Source organism: Clostridium sp. CX1, assembly GCF_025398335.1.
GTDB lineage: Bacteria > Bacillota > Clostridia > Clostridiales > Clostridiaceae > Clostridium_AM > Clostridium_AM tanneri.
Window position 1 is genome coordinate 13,632 of the sequence record NZ_JAODOO010000027.1, and the last position, 17,926, is coordinate 31,557.

General features: G+C 31.3%; 15 protein-coding genes. 4 read left to right on the top strand and 11 right to left on the bottom strand.

Annotated elements, in window-relative coordinates; all coding sequences use genetic code 11:
• Positions 1–184 precede the first annotated feature (184 nt).
• Positions 185–1,267, bottom strand: coding sequence for a ribosome small subunit-dependent GTPase A (gene rsgA / locus N4T77_RS19125; RefSeq protein ID WP_261673471.1), 1,083 nt, complete (start codon positions 1,265–1,267; stop codon positions 185–187).
• Between the two features lie 243 nt (positions 1,268–1,510).
• Positions 1,511–2,275: a MerR family transcriptional regulator gene (locus tag N4T77_RS19130; RefSeq protein ID WP_261673472.1), complete on the bottom strand. Its 765-nt coding sequence runs from the start codon at positions 2,273–2,275 to the stop codon at positions 1,511–1,513.
• Between the two features lie 172 nt (positions 2,276–2,447).
• On the opposite strand from N4T77_RS19130, the gene N4T77_RS19135 reads away from it, so the two are divergent.
• The 3 genes from N4T77_RS19135 (at position 2,448) to N4T77_RS19145 (ending at position 4,864) form a co-directional block, all read left to right on the top strand.
• Positions 2,448–2,909, top strand: coding sequence for a DUF4342 domain-containing protein (locus tag N4T77_RS19135; RefSeq protein WP_261673473.1), 462 nt, complete (start codon positions 2,448–2,450; stop codon positions 2,907–2,909).
• A gap of 118 nt (positions 2,910–3,027) precedes the next feature.
• On the top strand, positions 3,028–3,711 hold the full coding sequence (locus N4T77_RS19140; protein WP_261673474.1) for a response regulator transcription factor: 684 nt from the start codon (positions 3,028–3,030) through the stop codon (positions 3,709–3,711).
• A complete protein-coding gene (locus tag N4T77_RS19145) occupies positions 3,704–4,864 on the top strand; it encodes a cell wall metabolism sensor histidine kinase WalK (RefSeq protein ID WP_261673475.1) in 1,161 nt (386 codons plus the stop codon). The genes N4T77_RS19140 and N4T77_RS19145 overlap by 8 nt, the downstream gene beginning before the upstream one ends.
• A gap of 97 nt (positions 4,865–4,961) precedes the next feature.
• Here the strand turns inward: N4T77_RS19145 and N4T77_RS19150 are convergent, their stop codons facing one another.
• Positions 4,962–6,074 (bottom strand): DUF5050 domain-containing protein, encoded by a 1,113-nt coding sequence (locus N4T77_RS19150; RefSeq protein WP_261673476.1) that lies wholly within the window; start codon positions 6,072–6,074, stop codon positions 4,962–4,964.
• A 245-nt stretch (positions 6,075–6,319) separates the two neighbouring features.
• Here N4T77_RS19150 and N4T77_RS19155 point away from each other — a divergent pair, with 245 nt between their 5' ends.
• On the top strand, positions 6,320–7,096 hold the full coding sequence (locus N4T77_RS19155; RefSeq protein WP_261673477.1) for an alpha/beta hydrolase: 777 nt from the start codon (positions 6,320–6,322) through the stop codon (positions 7,094–7,096).
• Between the two features lie 128 nt (positions 7,097–7,224).
• Here the strand turns inward: N4T77_RS19155 and N4T77_RS19160 are convergent, their stop codons facing one another.
• The 8 genes from N4T77_RS19160 to N4T77_RS19195 all read right to left on the bottom strand — a co-directional run bounded on the left by N4T77_RS19160 (position 7,225) and on the right by N4T77_RS19195 (position 17,778).
• A complete protein-coding gene (locus N4T77_RS19160; protein ID WP_261673478.1) occupies positions 7,225–7,854 on the bottom strand; it encodes a TetR/AcrR family transcriptional regulator in 630 nt (209 codons plus the stop codon).
• Between the two features lie 22 nt (positions 7,855–7,876).
• A complete protein-coding gene (locus N4T77_RS19165) occupies positions 7,877–9,106 on the bottom strand; it encodes an efflux RND transporter periplasmic adaptor subunit (protein ID WP_261673479.1) in 1,230 nt (409 codons plus the stop codon).
• A gap of 105 nt (positions 9,107–9,211) precedes the next feature.
• A complete protein-coding gene (locus tag N4T77_RS19170) occupies positions 9,212–11,575 on the bottom strand; it encodes an ABC transporter permease (RefSeq protein WP_261673480.1) in 2,364 nt (787 codons plus the stop codon).
• Positions 11,575–12,282: an ABC transporter ATP-binding protein gene (locus N4T77_RS19175; protein WP_261673481.1), complete on the bottom strand. Its 708-nt coding sequence runs from the start codon at positions 12,280–12,282 to the stop codon at positions 11,575–11,577. Before N4T77_RS19175 ends, N4T77_RS19170 begins: the two co-directional genes overlap by 1 nt.
• 290 nt (positions 12,283–12,572) lie before the next feature.
• Complete coding sequence (locus N4T77_RS19180; RefSeq protein ID WP_261673482.1) at positions 12,573–13,436, bottom strand: nitroreductase family protein; 864 nt, start codon at positions 13,434–13,436, stop codon at positions 12,573–12,575.
• 28 nt (positions 13,437–13,464) lie between these two features.
• Positions 13,465–13,812, bottom strand: coding sequence for an arsenate reductase family protein (locus tag N4T77_RS19185; protein ID WP_261673483.1), 348 nt, complete (start codon positions 13,810–13,812; stop codon positions 13,465–13,467).
• Positions 13,813–13,950: 138 nt separating this feature from the next.
• Positions 13,951–15,174, bottom strand: a complete 1,224-nt coding sequence (locus N4T77_RS19190; protein ID WP_396125168.1) for an RNA-guided endonuclease InsQ/TnpB family protein — start codon at positions 15,172–15,174, stop codon at positions 13,951–13,953.
• Between the two features lie 1,095 nt (positions 15,175–16,269).
• A complete protein-coding gene (locus tag N4T77_RS19195; RefSeq protein ID WP_261673485.1) occupies positions 16,270–17,778 on the bottom strand; it encodes a DUF1846 domain-containing protein in 1,509 nt (502 codons plus the stop codon).
• Positions 17,779–17,926 lie beyond the last annotated feature (148 nt).

Sequence of the window (17,926 nt, forward strand, 5' to 3'; positions counted from 1 at the left end):
GTGAATTACATTCTCATTTCTGCCAATACCTTGCCCTTTCTTAAAGTTAAATTTATTAATATTCAACGTTATTATATAGATAACTGATATGGATGTCAATCTTTGAACTATTGCAAAGATATAAATAAGCTATATATTTGCAATTTTAAATAAGGCATCTGTAAAAACAGACGCCTTATATCAGTTATCTTCTTCTATTCTTATTTTTAATAAATTTTTTAGCTTCTTTTATGCCTGACATTCCGCCGAACATCTCATTTATTTTTTCCTTCTCAATTTGTTTGGAATTAAGCTCGCTATATTTTAACTCTCTTTGAAGCTTTTTATAATTTTCAAATCGTTCTGCGTCAAGCAACCCATTTTCTATGGCTTCTCTTACAGCACATTTAGGTTCATCTTCATGACGACAATCGGAAAATTTACACCTTTGCGCTATCTCGTCTATATCGCTGAAGGATTTATTTAAGTCAGCACTTACTATTCCCAATTCCCTCATTCCTGGAGTATCTATAACAACACCGCCTTCGTGAATTAAAAATAATTCTCGATGAGTGGTTGTATGTCTTCCTTTATCATCATTTCCTATACTCTTTGTCTCTAGAACTTCATCTTCTAAAAGCTTGTTTACAAGGGTAGACTTTCCTACTCCTGAGGAACCAATAAAGGCTATAGTTTTTCCTTTACCAATATACTTCTTAATAGTCAAATATCCATCTTCAGATACACTACTTGTAACTAATACATCTATACCAATGGCAGCAGACTCAACTTGAAAGACCTTGTCTTCAATATCATTACACAAATCTGATTTAGTGAGCACTATTACAGGTGTTGCACTGCTATCCCAAGCAATTGAAATATATCGCTCTAATCTACGAATATTAAAATCATTATTCAGCGACATACATATGAAGATTATATCAATATTAGCGGCAACTATTTGACTATCAACTCTAGTTCCTGCTACCTTTCTTTCAAAACAACTCCTTCTTGAAAGAATGTGATGAATAATTGCATTTCCATTTTCATTAGTAGTTCTATCTACTAAAACCCAATCCCCAACTGCTGGATAATCAATAGCAGATTTTGATGTGTAATTTAATTTACCAGAAACCTCTGCAAAAATTTCTCCTTCTTCAGTAATAACCTTATAAATATTTCTATGCTGAACAGAAACTCTTCCAATATATAAGCCTTCCTCATACATTGAAGCCTCTTGAATATATCTTTCAGTTAAACCTAAATCATATAAATTTATTTTTTTCAATTTTTATTCCTCCCATAGTAAACAGTAAGTCTTTTGACCTTTTGGGAGGCGCTAAATATTATTCTACATGCACCTCCCCGCTTACTACAATGCTCATTTCATAATATTTATTTGTACTTGTCACAAAACATCATTCCTTTCTACATATAATACCTAAATATTATATCATAAATTAAAGGGAGTAGCACAAAAACTCTCCCTTTAATTTTACAATATTATCTTAACCATGGTCATTAAGAGCATCTATTTTTTCATTCCTGTATAGATAAGAATTGCATCTCTTAAAAAAGCTGCTGTTCCTGGTTGATCTTTATCATAGTAAGCTGTGAATCTTTCATCATCAACATACATCTGAGCAAGACCAGCGTGTGCTTCCTTACTATAATTACTCCAAGAATAAGTGAGCCACTTCTTATGCAACTCAGCTGCTTCTTGGGCTATATCACTGGCTGGATCACCAGTTTTAAAGGCTTCAGCCAAAGTAGTTATAACTTGTTCAGCTAACTTTGTAACCTCTTCATATTGCTCTTCTGTCATATTCATAAGCTTTGCATTTGATTTTTCAATTGTATCATTGCCATACTTCTTTCGGATTTCCTCTCCATATTTCTTTTCATTATCATCAACCATCTTTTTCTTAAATCCCTCGAACTTTTCTTTATTTGACATTTTAATTCTCCCTTCTGTTAAAGCTATACTTTTATCTACATTAGTTATTAATAGATCCAATTGTTCTCTTTTTTTAAGAAGTTTTTCACGATGTTCTTTAAGTGCCTTTGTTTTCTCAAAGGAAGGTGAAGTCACAATGTCTTTTATATCTTCTAAACTTACACCTAGTTCTCTATAGAACAGTATTTGCTGAAGTCTATCAACTTCCTCTTGCCCATAAATTCGATATCCAGATGAATTAATTCTTGCCGGCTTAAGAATATCTATTTCATCATAATATCTTAATGTTCTAGTGCTAACACCTGCCAGGTTAGCTAGCTTTTGTACTGTATATTCCATGGGCTCACCTCCTTACAACACTAATTTACACCTTTACGCAGCGTTAATGTCAATAACTTTATTAAATATTTTCTAATCAAATTTTAATCTTTTACTAATTTTACTCTAATAATTATCTTCTATTATATAAATATAGACAGAGAAAATAAAAAATAAATTGGAGGAATAAAAAATGACAATTACCCTTGAACAAATTGATTTATTAAGAAAAAGAGCTAATGTAGGTTATAAGGAAGCAAAGGAAGCCCTTGAAAAATGTAACGGAGATATAGTTGAAGCTCTTTCTTATCTTGAAGATCAGAGCAAGATTAAGCCTGATAAAGAATCCTTTAAGGATTCAACCTTTGTAAAAAAGATGAAAAACCTAATATCAAAAGCTAATAAAATAAAGCTTGTAATATCAAAAAACGAAAAAACTATTTTAAATTTACCATCCACCGTAGCTGCAGTTTTCACTTTAGTTGCAATGCCATTGGCAGCAGCGGCAATAATACTGGCTGTAGTTACAAAATGCAAAATAAGGTTCTCTAGAGAAAATGGCGAAGATTACAGCATCAATAGTAAAATAGATAAGGTTACTAATGTAGTTACTAATGTAGCAGATAAAATAACAGAAGAATTTAAAAATGCTTAAAATGGAGCCTGCTTATGATATTTCATAAAGCAGGCTTAACTTTTTATGTATTTTGTAATAATATTAAAGTACTAATACTTGAATTAGATTTAATGGTATATCAAATGGAGGGGATAAGATGGCTGGTGAAAAGATTCTTATTATTGAAGACGAGGTGAAAATAGCTAGATTTATTCAATTGGAACTTCAACATGAAGGCTATATAGTTGAACAAGCCAATGATGGTAGAGTGGGCTTAGAAAAAGCTTTAAAAGAAAGCTATAATCTAATAATACTTGATGTGATGCTCCCTTCCCTTAATGGAATGGAAGTGCTTAGAAGATTAAGACAAAGCTCAGATACCCCTGTAATTATGCTTACTGCAAAGGATGAAGTTACAGATAAGGTAATGGGTCTGGATATAGGCGCAGAGGATTATATGACAAAACCCTTTGCAATAGAGGAGCTTCTTGCTAGAATTAGAGTTGTCTTTAAGCATAAAAGCAGTTCTGCCGTTATTTCTAACACTATTACTACAGGCAAATTAAAACTAGATATAGATAAGCATACCGTTACCTACGATGACAATATAATAGATTTAACAAAAAAAGAATTTGATTTGCTTAATTATCTTATGACAAATAAAAATATAGCCCTTTCCAGAGAGAGTATTTTAGAAAAGGTTTGGGGATATGACTACCTTGGTGATACTAATGTAGTAGATGTTTATATCCGTTACTTAAGAAGTAAAATTGATGATAAATTCAACGAAAAATTTATTCACACCATTCGTGGAGTGGGATACGGATTTAAATATGAGTAAAATCAGATATATTTTTAATACACTGTTAAAAGCTATAAAATTTTCTCTCTTTGCACTAAAGTTTCTGTGTAAAATAATTAGTAAAATCTTTGAAAGCATTTTGGAAAAACTTAGGTTTTCTATAACTTTTAAAATTACCGTTGCTTATGTACTTACCTTTTTAACTGTTTTTTTCCTGATGAGTGGAACTATATTAATTAGTTTTAAGTATTATATTGATAACGGTATCAATGGTGACTATCTATCTATTCTAGGTACCATTTTAATTGTCTGTAATGTCACTGGGTTAGTTATCATTGCTGTAATCGGTGCAAGAGCTAGTAAAAAGTTTTTGTCACCAGTTGATACAATGACTAAAACAGTAAAGGAAATATCCATTAATGCCCTTGATAAAAGGCTTGATGTAAAAGGTTCTAAGAATGAATTAAAGGATTTAGCAAAGACCTTTAATGAGATGCTTGATAGAATTGAAATTTCTGTAGAACAGCAAAATCAGTTTGTTTCCGATGCGTCCCACGAACTTAGAACTCCTATTTCTGTAATCCAAGGGTATGCGAATCTTTTAGACCGCTGGGGAAAGGATGACAAAGAGGTGCTTCAAGAGTCCATTTCTTCTATTAAAAGCGAAGCAGAAAATATGAAAGAGCTAGTAGAAAAGCTTTTATTTCTTGCTCGAAGCGACAAGCATACTCAAAAGATTGAAAAACAACCTTTTATGATGGATGAATTAATTGAAGAAATACTAAGGGAAACGAAACTAATAGATATTAGTCACCATATAGAAAGTGATTATAATGAAAAATTTACCCTTTTTGCTGATAGAAAGCTTGTAAAGGAAGCTTTAAGAATATTTATTGATAACAGTATTAAATATACCCCTGAGGAAGGAACTATAAAAGTAGACTCCTACGTAAAAAGTACTACTGCTGTAGTAACCATTGGAGATACTGGTATTGGTATTTCAGAAAATGATCTTCTTAATATATTTAATAGATTTTATAGAGCAGATAAATCTAGAACAAAATCTAGTGGCGGCACAGGCTTAGGTCTTTCTATTGCTAAATGGATAATAGAAAATCATAATGGTAAAATAGATGTCTGGAGTAAATTAGATATTGGAACAGTAATAAGGATAGAACTACCCTTGAGGTAAAAACTAATGTTAGATTACTAGCATTAGTTTTTATTTTCTCAAGGTACCTAGGTGTTCCTTTTGTTCTACTAATAATAAACCTTACTGTATAATAAACTTATTTTTTTATTTTTTTCATATTTTTATATTCATAAAATTCCCCATGAGTATTATCAATTCCATACTCAGGACAATATAGATAGTCTCCCACTATACTTATAGATTCCGCTGCACAGTCTGCAAGCTTAGTCTTGTTGTTTCCGTTAACATCCACTTTGTAAATTGCCTGATCATACCAGTCTTTATAATAAATCCAATTTCCTTCTACATTTAAACAGCTGGCATCTCCCCATTGGTGAAGTCCTCCTGGAAAGCCGTCAGTAAGTTTTTGATCCTCTGCTCCATCTATCTTAACCTTCCGTATTTCATTAATTCGTCCGTTAGTACCATAATAAACCCAATCTCCAACCACATTGAAGGTTAGTGCATTTTGGGCTAATCTGGTGAATTGTTCACTGCCATCTAAACTAAATTTATATATAATGTCTTTATTACCATATTCGTTAACCAAACAGTATCCGTAATTTGCCACAACGTTAAAATATGCCTGGGAAGAGTTTCTTGGAAATCTATATACTTCTCCTAAACTATCGCCATTAATATTTAATGCATTAACAGAGTAATACCAGTTATTAGCCTCTGAATTACTGACTTGACCAAGGTAATAAATTTTATCTTTATATACATTCAAAAATCTTAAATAGCTTTGCGCTGAAAACAAAGTAACTCTACTGCTTCCATCAATTTTTATTTTATTGATATATGATTTATTCTTTTGATATGTTACATAATAAATCCAGTCTCCAACTACATTTATAAACTCAGCGTTATCCTCTGAAAGCTTGATACTTTCTGTTCCATCTGTTTTCATCTTATATAATTTGTTTCCATCATCAAAATTGCTATAATAAGCCCACTTCCCTTGAACAGCGTATCTGCCATAGTTAACGGTGTTTCCAGAAGTGTTTCCTACAGTATTGACTATGTTTTTAGATTGCTTATCAGATACGAGACCTTTTAAAATTTCTTTATCAGTTTCGGTGTAAAGGATTTGATGCCTGTCAGTTCCCCATAATCTTTTTACCTGTAGCGGTGCTGCATGAGTATCACAAACAGTAAAAAAGATTATTGATGCTGTAAATATTGCAAATGATAACCTCTTTTTTAACATTACAGTATCTCCCTAAAAAATTATAATATCTGTTAATATTATTCACCAAATTTACATATTATTAATAAACTTTAGAAACAAATTTTTGTGATAATTCATCATTATCACAGTTTTAAAATACATATTTTTATGACTAAAAATATTGATAATAGCAAACCGTCCCTACCAAATTACCTAGGTTGGATGGTATAATATGCCTATAAGTTTATCATAATAAAATTATAATTATTCACGGAGGTAATCTAATGCAAAAAGCAATAGAAATTCAAAATAACGGGCTAACTTTAAGAGGAATGTTACATATTCCAGAGATTATTAAAGAGAAAATTCCTATAGTTTGCATTTTTCATGGTTTTACTGATAATAAGGTAGGTCCTCATTTCATTTTTGTAAAACTGTCAAGGATGTTAGAGGCTAAAGGCATTGCCAGCATCCGTTTTGATTTTAGTGGAAGTGGAGAAAGTGATGGGGAGTTTGTAAATATGACCATCTCTAAAGAGCTTGATGATGCCAAAGCAATTCTTAATTATGCTAAATCTCTAGATTTTGTAGATACAAATAATATAGGCCTTCTAGGTTTTAGTATGGGTGGGGCTGTTGCAAGTATGCTTGCAGGACAACATAAAAAGGATATTCAAAGTCTTTGTCTATGGGGAGCTGCTGGAAATATAAAAGAACTAATCGCTCTAGGTACAAAAGAGGAAGAACTTGAAGAAGCACGTAAAGCTGGTTTTTGGGACGCTGGAGGCTTATTAGTAGGCGAAGATTTCTTAAAGGATGCTCTAAACCTTGATGTTTTTTCTCAAGCATCTCAGTATGATAGAAACGTTATGTTACTACATGGCTCTAAAGATCAGACTGTCCCTCCAAGTACCGCTGATAAGTATCTTGATATTTATGAAACTAAGGCAGTACTACATATAATTGATGATGCAAATCATAGTTTTAGTAATAAGTCCTGGGAAGATGAGGTTCTAGATTATTCTATTGGTTTCTTGGAAGGAGAGCTAAAGAACAGATAAGTAAATTGTACTAAAACTTAGTATGCTAATATGTACATGTGATGTAAATATACAAAATATTTTACTGTTAAAAGGTAATAGAAATTAGTCAAATAACCTTTTAACAGTAAAGTATTGCAGTATACATTTTATTTATATATACCTACCTTTAAAATATTTATATAATCATTAAACTCTTCCATAATCTTCTCTGCATCATTAAAAACCTCATCTGCAGGTTTATTTCTATATTTTTGAAGATACTTATTAGCAATTCCATCCATGAATATCATTATTAATTCTACTGCTTTTTGGGAATCTATATCCTTTCTAAATTTTGAAGTATCTATGTCTCCCATAATCAAAGGCATATGCTTAGCAAAAAGATTTTTATATTTTTCTGTAAGCTCCTCTGATAACTCCTTTGGCATATTGGAAACTGCTGAGAAAACCAACCTGCTCATGAGAGGTTCCTGATGCATTGTCTTTATTTTTAATACACTAAACCACATAAATCTCTCAAAAATGTCCTTTGGCTCTTCTTTTTTCATTAAATAGTATCTACTAGTCAAATCATTGACACAATAATCAAATACATATAAGAAAAGGCTTTTTTTGCTTCCAAAGTAATGAAATAACAACCCTTTTGAAATTTCAGCTTTTTTTACTATAGAATTGGTAGATGCTTTATCATATCCATTTATTGCAAATTCCTCAATTGAGGCATCTAATATCCTTTTCTTTTTTTCTTCAGGTAAACTTTCAAACTTCTCTTTCAATTACATTCTCTCCTAATTTTTATTATTTAATTTTCATCCCTTCTGTAATATTATTATCCGGTTTAACTAATATTCTATCTCCTAGCTTTAATCCTTCTACTACTTCTACAGTTTTCTCACTCTCCAACCCCTTTTTTATCTTTCTTAAGGCAGCCTTCCCATTATCTGCAACAAATACTGAGGCAGTTCCTTTATAGTCAAATACAGCACTATCTGGTATTACTAAAGTTTCCTTTTTACTTTCTGTTATAATTTTAATATCTAAGTCATATCCAGGTTTTATCACTCCTATATCCCCAACAATTTCAATAGTAACAGCTACTCTTTTTTGATTTACTCCTAAGGATGAAGTTATAATCCTAGCTTCCGGTGCTATCTCTACAACCTTTCCCTTTATAACTGAGTCACCTATTGGCTTTCCACTTATTACAACCTCATTACCTATTTTAACCTTATAAACGTCATCGGACAATATATTAGCTTCAAGTTGTAAAGCTTTAACGTCACCAATAACAAAGGCTGCTGTGCCAGCTGTACTCTGTGAGTTTTCTTCTACAAGTTTCTCAAGAACAACCCCATCAACCGTTGAAATAACTTTCTGCTTTTGTATTTCTCTTACTACAGCATCCTTTGCTATTACTGCCTGCTGAAGCTGGGAGGAATACTGACTTTTAACATAATCCGGTGTTCCTTCTTTAACCTCCTCCAATGTAAAACTTGCAGACTTTAAAGCTAATTCTGTAGTTTTATACTCATCTTCAGCATTATTCAATTCTTGTTTACTTATACTTCCTGAGTTATAAAGTGCCTTTGCACTATTCAAGTTTCTAGCTGCAGCTTCATATTTAACCTTAGCTTCATCTACAGCAGTTTGTGCAATTTCAATTTTATTAGCATTATTTAGATTTTCGCTGCCTTGAAGTTGAGCCTTTGCAGCATCAATCTTCGCATTTGCTTCTTTAAGCTTCAGTTCTAAGCCTTCCTCATCAATTGTTAGTAATATATCACCTTTTTTTACTCTATCGCCTATATCTACTTTTATTCCATTTATCTTTCCTGAACCTTCAATATAAATTGTTTGTTTGCTACTACTTTTAACAGTGGCAGTATCTTCAACATACTGCTTAATTTCTCCTTTTCCTACAACAACAGTTTCTACTGCTTGTCCTTTCTGAGCCTTTACATATACTAATGAACTAACTAAGCATATTCCAATAGGTAAAACTACCCAAAATAACCTTTTTCTTTTCATATATTATTCCTCCCTCTGAAAATATAGGATAGACTTATTAAAAGTGTTTATAACCAGCAAAAATTAATAATATTCTAGGATATAACTGGATTTAAAAGGATATAACTACTCTCTATTCTTTAAAACCTCTATCATATCTATTGATTTAACTTTTTTCATTAAAATAAAATTGGTAAAGGTAGTAAAAAGAAGAGTAAGAATTACTGTAATAACATAAGTTTTAAAGTTAACTATATAAGGAATACTATAAGAATCTGTACTACTTGCCTCCATGATATACCTACCAAGCCATCTTCCTAGTGGTAATCCTATAACTATTCCAAGTATAGTAATTATATAATTCTCATTAAAAACTAGCTTCTTAATTTCTTTATTCTTAAATCCCAATACCTTTAAGGTGGCCAATTCTCTCTGTCTTTCAAAGATATTTATAGTAGCAATATTATATACAACAGCAATAAGTAAAGATGCTGACAGTATAATTAATACTGCTATAGAGGACTTCATAGCTGCCATGTTTTTCATCAGTGAATTTTCAGAATCAGCCTTTGATTCTACAGAACTTACAGCAGGCATGTCTTTTAGTTTTCCCTTAACTTCTTCTTCAAAAACCTTATTATCTAATCTTAGCACGGCTGAGTTGGCAATTCTTCCTTCTCCTAACAGAACATTTAAATTATCCATAGAACTATAGGTGCTTGAGCCAACATATTGGACTACAGTACCTTTTATTATTACTTCTTTTTTTTCCTTTCCTGGAAAAAAGAATTTTATATATACACTCTCCCCTTGCCTTGCACCAATAATATCCGCCATCCTTTCCGGTATAAGCAATCCTCTCTCCGGTATAGTTACAGGTTTACCGCTTTTATCTTGTACCTTGTATATTTCTGGTTCTTTAATAAGTGCAGTAAATAAAACATTTTTACTTTTCCATCCATTAGATAGTTCTATTCCCGTTTGGAAAATTGGCTCCATATATTTTATATGGGGAATGTTTTTAATTTTATTTAACTCATCAGTATTTATCAGTTTTGAAAAGTTAACCTTGATATCGTAATTTTGTATACTACTGTATTGCTGGTTTATCATAAAGTCTATAGAATCCTTCATTCCTAGAGAGATTAAAAGTATCGCAGAGGAAAATATTATTCCTAAGGAGGTTAGCAATGCTCTTCTTTTATATCTTAATAAATTCCTTAATATTATTTTCCATAGGTAGCCTATATTTTCCCATAATATTTTGATTTTCTCTATAACTATCTTTTTTCCTATTTCCGGCGATTTTTCTCTCATAGCTTCACTAGGCATAATTTTAAAGGCCTTTTTACAGGAATTATATCCTGCTAGTAAACAGAAAAATAAGGTAGCTAGAGAAGATGGGATTACAAGCCCTAAATAAATCTTTGCATTTGCTAAGGGTAAATGGAAATATTGATTAATGAGTTTTGTAAAGCCTATTCCCATATAGGTTCCAAGTATAGAACCTATAACACTACCGACAACTGCAATAATGGCAGAATAGCAAATATAGTAAAGAAGTACTTGTATATCTGTAAAACCTAGAGCCTTTAGTACTCCTATTTGTACCCTTTGATTTTCTACCATCCTTCCCATCATAATATAAATAATAACCGCTGCAACAATGAAGAATATAATTGGAAAACTGCTTCCCATGGCTTGCAACTTCTCAATTTCTTCATTTAGCATCATAGTACTCAGATGCTGTTTCCTATCAATAACACTTTTCACGCCAAAGTCTTTCAAACTTTTTTCAATATCCTCTTTTACAGTTTCTATGTCACTATCCTTAGATAATGAAATAGAGAGACTATTTACATAACCTTTATATCCTAAAAGAGCTTCTCCTAAGGATTGTTTGATATATATAATTCCAAACTTTTTGCTATCTGGCATTAATTCACTAGAATCCCTCAAGGTATAAACAAATTCTGGACTTGTCACTGTACCTATAACCTTTATCTTTACCTTGTTTCCATTTATCACTGGGTAAATATAATCTCCAATATTCAAGTTGTGTGCCTTAAAAAACTCTTCTTGTAAAAGACATTGATTACTTTCTTCTTTGGAAAAGTATCTTCCGGATTTCAATACTATATCATTTACAATATCCTTCTTCACATCAGGAAGAGTAACAAATCTTAAGGTTGCATTTTCTTCCGAAATATTTATACTGTAATCCTGAATGATTCTACCTGTTACATTCTTTATGTTAGGCAACTTTCTAACCTTTTCTTCAATATTTAAAGGTGCTTTATATAAATCCACCCAAATATCTGCTAGCCTGTACTCCTTATAGTACCTTTCACTGGAACTAGAAAGATTTCTAAACATTGCATTTATACTGGTATAAAACATAACTCCCAAAACTACAATAATTAGGATGGAGATGAATTGTCCTTTGGACTTTTTAATATCTCTAAGTAAGTTTTTGAATAATATGTTCATTACCATTCAATCCTTTCAGGTGGTTCTGGATTATCATTAACAATTACCTCTTCTACAGTACCACTTCTAACTTTGATAACCTTATCCGCCATAGCTGCAATGGATGCATTGTGTGTAATAACTATTATTGTCTTGTTGGTAATTTTATTAATATCATAAAGTAGTTTTAAAATTAATTTTCCTGTGTTGTAATCTAAAGCCCCTGTAGGCTCATCACATAAAAGTAATAATGGATTTTTTACAAGAGCTCTTCCTATTGCCACCCTCTGCTGCTCTCCCCCTGAAAGCTGTGCTGGAAAATTTGATGCTCTTTCATCTAATCCTATCTTTTTGATAATTTCTTTTGGATTCAAAGGATTGTCACTAAGTCCCGTAACTAACTCAATATTCTCCAATGCCGTGAGGTTAGCCATCAAGTTATAAAATTGAAATACAAACCCTATATTTTTTCTTCTATACATAGTCAGTTCATTATCTGAATACTTTGTTATGTCCTTTCCCTCTACATAAACCTCACCTGAGGTAGGTCTATCCATTCCTCCAATAATGTTTAGCACCGTACTTTTTCCGGAACCACTTGGCCCAAGTACTACAACAAATTCTCCTCTTAGTATCTCAAAATTTATTCCATCTGACGCCTTTACTACTATTTCCCCCATGGTATATTCTTTTATAACATCCTTAACTACAACTATAGGATCTCCCATTCTCTACCACCCCCATATAAACTTTGACCCTATGGTCAATGATTAATAATATTATGTTCTATTTTGACCAGGTAGTCAAGAGTTGAGGAGACGGTTTATTATTTTTCTTTAAAATGCTAGGGACGTTTCTCTACTATACTAATGTAACCTTAATAGTTGACTAAAACTTTTGCTGCCAATTACATACAACCAAGTAGTAAACCATCCCTTAAAATTAATAAGTAATGACCCTCTCCAAAGTATTAATCTACTGATAACATAAGCTATGCTAGCTTCATCATTAGACTTAGTTATATCTTCCACGTTACTATATATTCTTCATTGTTCATATGGCTTTTAGTTTCTAATTCTTCAACAATCCAGTCTCCACTTAAGCCCAACTCCTTGGCTGTCAACTCAAAATGACACATAGCAATACCCATATCTATCCTTTGTATATCAAAGCCCAAAGCTCTTCCATATCCTTTGGTAGGCGAAAGATAGAAGCGAAATTTATTCCCATCCTTTATTATTCTCCAGGGCTGCTTATTAGAAGCTGATGGAGCAAGACGAAGCATTTCAAGTGGCATAAAATAATCTCCTGCACATTCTTTGCTTAATGGATTATTAAAGCTTTCATTGTAGAAAAGCTCCTCCCAAGACTTTCTATTTTTTGAACCAGAAGCAAATTTAAGTACAGAATCTACAAAACTGCTTTTCTCACTAGCATATCCTATTGGTGTTACTATTGGGAGAAGTTCTTCTTCCGCCAGTGCTATGGCCTTAGCAAACTCCCCTTTCTTAAAGGTACCACCTAACCAACAGGTTCCTAGACCTAGAGAAGTAGCATATAGTATGAATTTTTCAAATTCATATCCAAGCTCCTCCATAGCTCTGTCTCCTTTTTCTACTGCTGCTGCCACGAAAAGTGAAGCTCCCTTTATAACTCCATAGGTGCCAAGTTTGATATTAGAGTTAGTAGAAATAGTTTTGCTATTTATTAATTTAAACCTAACCTTTCCGCTAAAAGGACCTCTTAAATTATCAATGAATGTAATCAGTTCCTCTTCCATTTCTTTTGCAATAGACTTGCTTATATATGTTCTAACAGAGGTTCTCTGCCTTATAATATCACAAATTGGCCTGCTAAATATCTGATCTTGTTTTTCTCTCATAATATTTCTCCTTTCATAAATTTGCATTCTACTTTGCATCTTCCCACTCTTTCCATACATCCGGTTGATATCCTACGGTAGCCTCCTTTCCATTCCGAACTATAGGTGTTTTATATAGCTTAGGATTTTTAAATAATAGTTCTTCCTTTACACTGCTGGTTCTGATATTTTCTAAATTTAATATTTTATATTCCTTTGCTTTATTATTTATAAGATTATTTAGACCTACTGAAGATTTTACACTTTCAAATTCTCCCTTGCTTAGGCTTTTTTCATTTAAATCTACAAGTTGATATTTGACTTTTCTTTCTTTGAAATATCTTTCAGCTTTTTTAGTATCAAAACATTTCTTTGCACCAAATATTTGAATATTCATTTATACACACTCCCAACTATATCCTAACTAAGCTAACATCAGTCTTATATTTATACTTATATAATAGATACATATAATCAATAGTTATAGTGAACTCTCCCCCACTTTAGAAGTGGAGACTTCATAAGACTTAAAAATCTATGCAATCCTTATTCTTATAGGCGTATCCACTTCGCCACTACTGTATAGGACTTGTGAGTCCACAACGCTACTTTTCTTTAATATGTTTAATGCTCCATTAACATCAGCATTTAGGTAATATCCATTTTTAGTTTTATACAATCCTCTTTTTATTCTGTTACCACTAAAAATTATATCTGTTGGATTATCTGCATTGTATTTAGGTATAGTATCATTGTCAAAAAAACTTGCCCTTGAAGTATAGCTTTCTTCTTGTTTTACAAAGTTAACTCCATATAGCCTACAAAGGTATTCTAACTTTTCTTTTATATCTCCAACTGGTATATTAACAAAGTTCTGATTATTAATTTTACCTAAATTACTATCCTTTTGAAGTGTTTCATTATATCCAATTACTAGGTTTCCTATATTGTTTCCTAAGCAATAGTTAATGATATATCTACAAGTCTTATTAATATAATCATTTACTTTATTATTTCTGTTGTTTCTTAATATAGACTGTTTTTTAGTAGTTCCCTTAGTTCCTTGTAAGTCCTTTATGCTTTGTAATCTACTATTTTCTTTATTAAACCATTGATTAATAGACTTTAACTTTCTTCCATCTATGATAAATGTTTTTCCTTCACTTGTTACACAAGTAGCAAGATTATTAATACCTATATCTATTGCAAGTGCTTTTGTTTTATCTAAATCCCTTTGAGTTTCAACTACTTCATAGGTATATTGAATTTCAAAGAACCTTGCATTATCTTTAGGTATTATTCTAATCTCTTTTATTTTTTTATCTAAAAGTATGGGCGGTATTTTAATTTTAATAGGCTTATGAGTCTTTTTATAATTGTTTGAATAAGGAATAATTAGTTCATTATCCTTTACCCTTACAAAACCTATTACAAGAGTTGCAAAACCATCTTTTTTAAGATATTTAGGTAGTTTAATTGCTCTAAAATCATATGTACCCTTTTTTGCAAGTTTAATTAGTCCAAAAAATGACTTAAATACTCCATCTACTTCTTTTAGAATTTGTTGAGCCATGTTACTGTTTAGTAATTTATAATTTTCATTACTTTTACAAATAGCATAGTTCTTTTCATAATTAAGATATTCCTTTTGTTCAAGGTAATATTGTCTTACATTATACAAACCATAGTTATATAGATTTTTAGCAATATGAGATAACTCTCTAATATTTTCATAGTTTTCTTTAGATAGTTTTTTCAACTGTTGTTTTACACATAGATACATCTTTACTCACCTCGCTTTCTATTTATATTATGCCATATTTTTACTATTAATTGTAGTATTTAGTAAAATATAATATCACGATATACACGCAGGCTTACATCCTCCACCTGTAGAGGATGGGGTGTTACGCCTTATTAGATAAAACTTTTCTCTGCAAAAATAAATACCTAATTTTAACAAAAAGGGGCTGTCGCACTAAAATAATTAATGCGACAGCCCCTTAAAATCAACCCATATGATAAGAACTATGTTATCAAGTTTAAGATTAACTCATTTCCAAGATGCTTAACAAAAATCTAAATACTTTGCTTATATACCTTCATAGTAATTATGCAGTTATTTTACTTTATTAAATTTTTATATCTTATAGCGTAAATACCTGTTGATGTATTTTTATTCTTTAAATTTTCATAAATGTTCCAATACTCCTATAATACATCAATATAATTTCTGCTATCACTCCTACTATTAATACATTTGCTATGATAAAAAATATTATTTTTATTCTATTTGTTGAATACTGGGAATGCTTTTTACTTCTTTTAATATCACTATATAATACATAATCAACTAATAATAACGTTATAAATAATATAAATATGAGCAATATCACCCAACTAGGATTCATAATACATCTCCTTAATAATTTATCATATACCAATCTTTATTGATTTAGATTGGATATCTACTTATACATGTATGTCAAACTGAAATTTTTGTAGTATTTTGAATTGTATGATTAATCATAACACCTATATGAGTTTTTTTCAATATATTACACTAAATTCCACAAGGGTATTACTTACAGTACAAACAAATCTTAACTATACTACAATATTTATTTGTATGATGTTTCATCATAGCTAATATAGCCCCTCCTAATAAATCTTTCTATTATTTCTTTATAAGTAATAATAGTGTATTTACTTTTGTTTTCCAATTCCATTTTCTAGCCATAAAAAATGACACCTCCAATATATTTTAATATTGAAAGTGTCATATATCTGTTTATTAAAAATTCATAATTACATATTCCTAGAGAATATCCTCAAAGCCTTGATATTACTACCTTTAATTATTGTAGTAAAGACTTTCTGAAGAATACTCAGGATCACTTGTTATATCTATACCAAGCTTTCCAAAAGTCTGATCATCACTAGTGCTTAAAATAGTAGTTGAATGCGCTTGGCAGCCTCTAAGAAGAGAAAGTTTCTCCAATGCCACCTGTGCCATCGGATTTGTTGCAGCACATATGCTAAGTGCTATTAATACTTCCTCACAGTTTAATGCAGTATTTCTGCTACCTAAAGTTTTTGACTTTAGATTCATAATTGGTTCAAGTATTACAGGAGAAATAAGATGGATTTCATCAGAAATATTTGCAAGATGCTTAACAGCATTTAAAATCGCAGCAGCAGTTGCATCTAATAGATCTGAACTTTTACCTGTTAGTATGGTTCCGTCATTAAGTTCTATTGCAACTGCAGAGCAAATTTCATTTCTATCATTGCATTCCTTTAACTTTGCTTCGCGCACTCTTGCAGGTATAACAACCTTTCTATCTTCTGGCTTTAGGTTTAACTCTTCCATAATAAGTTTTACTCTTTGAAGTGTTTCCTTATTTACATATCCTTTTTTATACTCACAACCTGTTTTAAAGTATCTTCTGATTATCTCCTGTCTTGAAGCTTCTTTAACTGCTTCATCATCAGTAATTCCAAAGCCTACTCTGTTAACTCCCATATCTGTCGGTGACTTATACACAGATTCTTCTCCGGTTATTTTTTCTATTATTCTCTTAAGCACAGGAAAAGTTTCAATGTCACGATTATAATTTACGGATATTTTGTTATAAGCATCAAAGTGGAATGAGTCAATCATATTTACATCTTCAAGATCTGCTGTTGCAGCTTCATAAGCAATATTTAATGGGTGTTTTAATGGAACATTCCATACTGGGAAGGTTTCGAATTTTGAATAACCTGCTGCTTTTCCTCTTCTATATTCGTGGTAAAGTTGGCTAAGACAAGTTGCTAGCTTTCCACTTCCTGGACCTGGGGCTGTTACAACAACGATAGGTTTTGTAGTCTCTATATAAGGATTTTTACCATACCCTTCATCACTAACGATTGTATCTACATCAGTAGGGTATCCCTTAGTTGCTCGGTGAGTATATACTTTTATACCTCTGCGCTCAAGCTTATTCATAAAAACAGTTGCTGATGGCTGCTCATCATATCTAGTAATTACAACACTATTTACATCAAGCTCGTAGGCTCTTAAATCGTCAATTAGTCTTAAAACGTCCATGTCATAAGTTATACCGAAGTCTCCTCTGATTTTGTTTCTTTCGATATCTCCTGCATAAACACAGATAATAACTTCAACTTTTTCTTTTAATTTATGTAATAACTTGATTTTTGCATTCTCATCAAATCCCGGTAAAACTCTTTTAGCATGAAGATCAAATAAAAGTTTTCCTCCAAATTCTAAGTACAGCTTATCATAATTATTTACTCTTTCTAAAATATACTTTGACTGCTCTTCTAAATACTTCTTGTGATCAAATCCTATCTTCATCTTTAACTCCTTTTACTATAAAATTTTTATATTTAACATATTATTACAATGATTAATATTTAACACTTATTTACGACTCTTTATTATTGCATAATTTTATGAAAAAGTAAATATTTTTTATAAAATTATTTTAGAGCTAAAAAAAACA

What these genes read in the sequence shown, in the direction of transcription:
- N4T77_RS19130 (WP_261673472.1), bottom strand. Translation starts at nt 2,275, where the DNA reads ATGGAATATACAGTACAAAAGCTAGCTAACCTGGCAGGTGTTAGCACT.
- N4T77_RS19135 (WP_261673473.1), top strand. Translation starts at nt 2,448, where the DNA reads ATGACAATTACCCTTGAACAAATTGATTTATTAAGAAAAAGAGCTAAT.
- N4T77_RS19140 (WP_261673474.1), top strand. Translation starts at nt 3,028, where the DNA reads ATGGCTGGTGAAAAGATTCTTATTATTGAAGACGAGGTGAAAATAGCT.
- N4T77_RS19145 (WP_261673475.1), top strand. Translation starts at nt 3,704, where the DNA reads ATGAGTAAAATCAGATATATTTTTAATACACTGTTAAAAGCTATAAAA.
- N4T77_RS19150 (WP_261673476.1), bottom strand. Translation starts at nt 6,074, where the DNA reads ATGTTAAAAAAGAGGTTATCATTTGCAATATTTACAGCATCAATAATC.
- N4T77_RS19155 (WP_261673477.1), top strand. Translation starts at nt 6,320, where the DNA reads ATGCAAAAAGCAATAGAAATTCAAAATAACGGGCTAACTTTAAGAGGA.
- N4T77_RS19165 (WP_261673479.1), bottom strand. Translation starts at nt 9,106, where the DNA reads ATGAAAAGAAAAAGGTTATTTTGGGTAGTTTTACCTATTGGAATATGC.
- N4T77_RS19170 (WP_261673480.1), bottom strand. Translation starts at nt 11,575, where the DNA reads ATGAACATATTATTCAAAAACTTACTTAGAGATATTAAAAAGTCCAAA.
- N4T77_RS19175 (WP_261673481.1), bottom strand. Translation starts at nt 12,282, where the DNA reads ATGGGAGATCCTATAGTTGTAGTTAAGGATGTTATAAAAGAATATACC.
- N4T77_RS19180 (WP_261673482.1), bottom strand. Translation starts at nt 13,436, where the DNA reads ATGAGAGAAAAACAAGATCAGATATTTAGCAGGCCAATTTGTGATATT.
- N4T77_RS19185 (WP_261673483.1), bottom strand. Translation starts at nt 13,812, where the DNA reads ATGAATATTCAAATATTTGGTGCAAAGAAATGTTTTGATACTAAAAAA.
- N4T77_RS19195 (WP_261673485.1), bottom strand. Translation starts at nt 17,778, where the DNA reads ATGAAGATAGGATTTGATCACAAGAAGTATTTAGAAGAGCAGTCAAAG.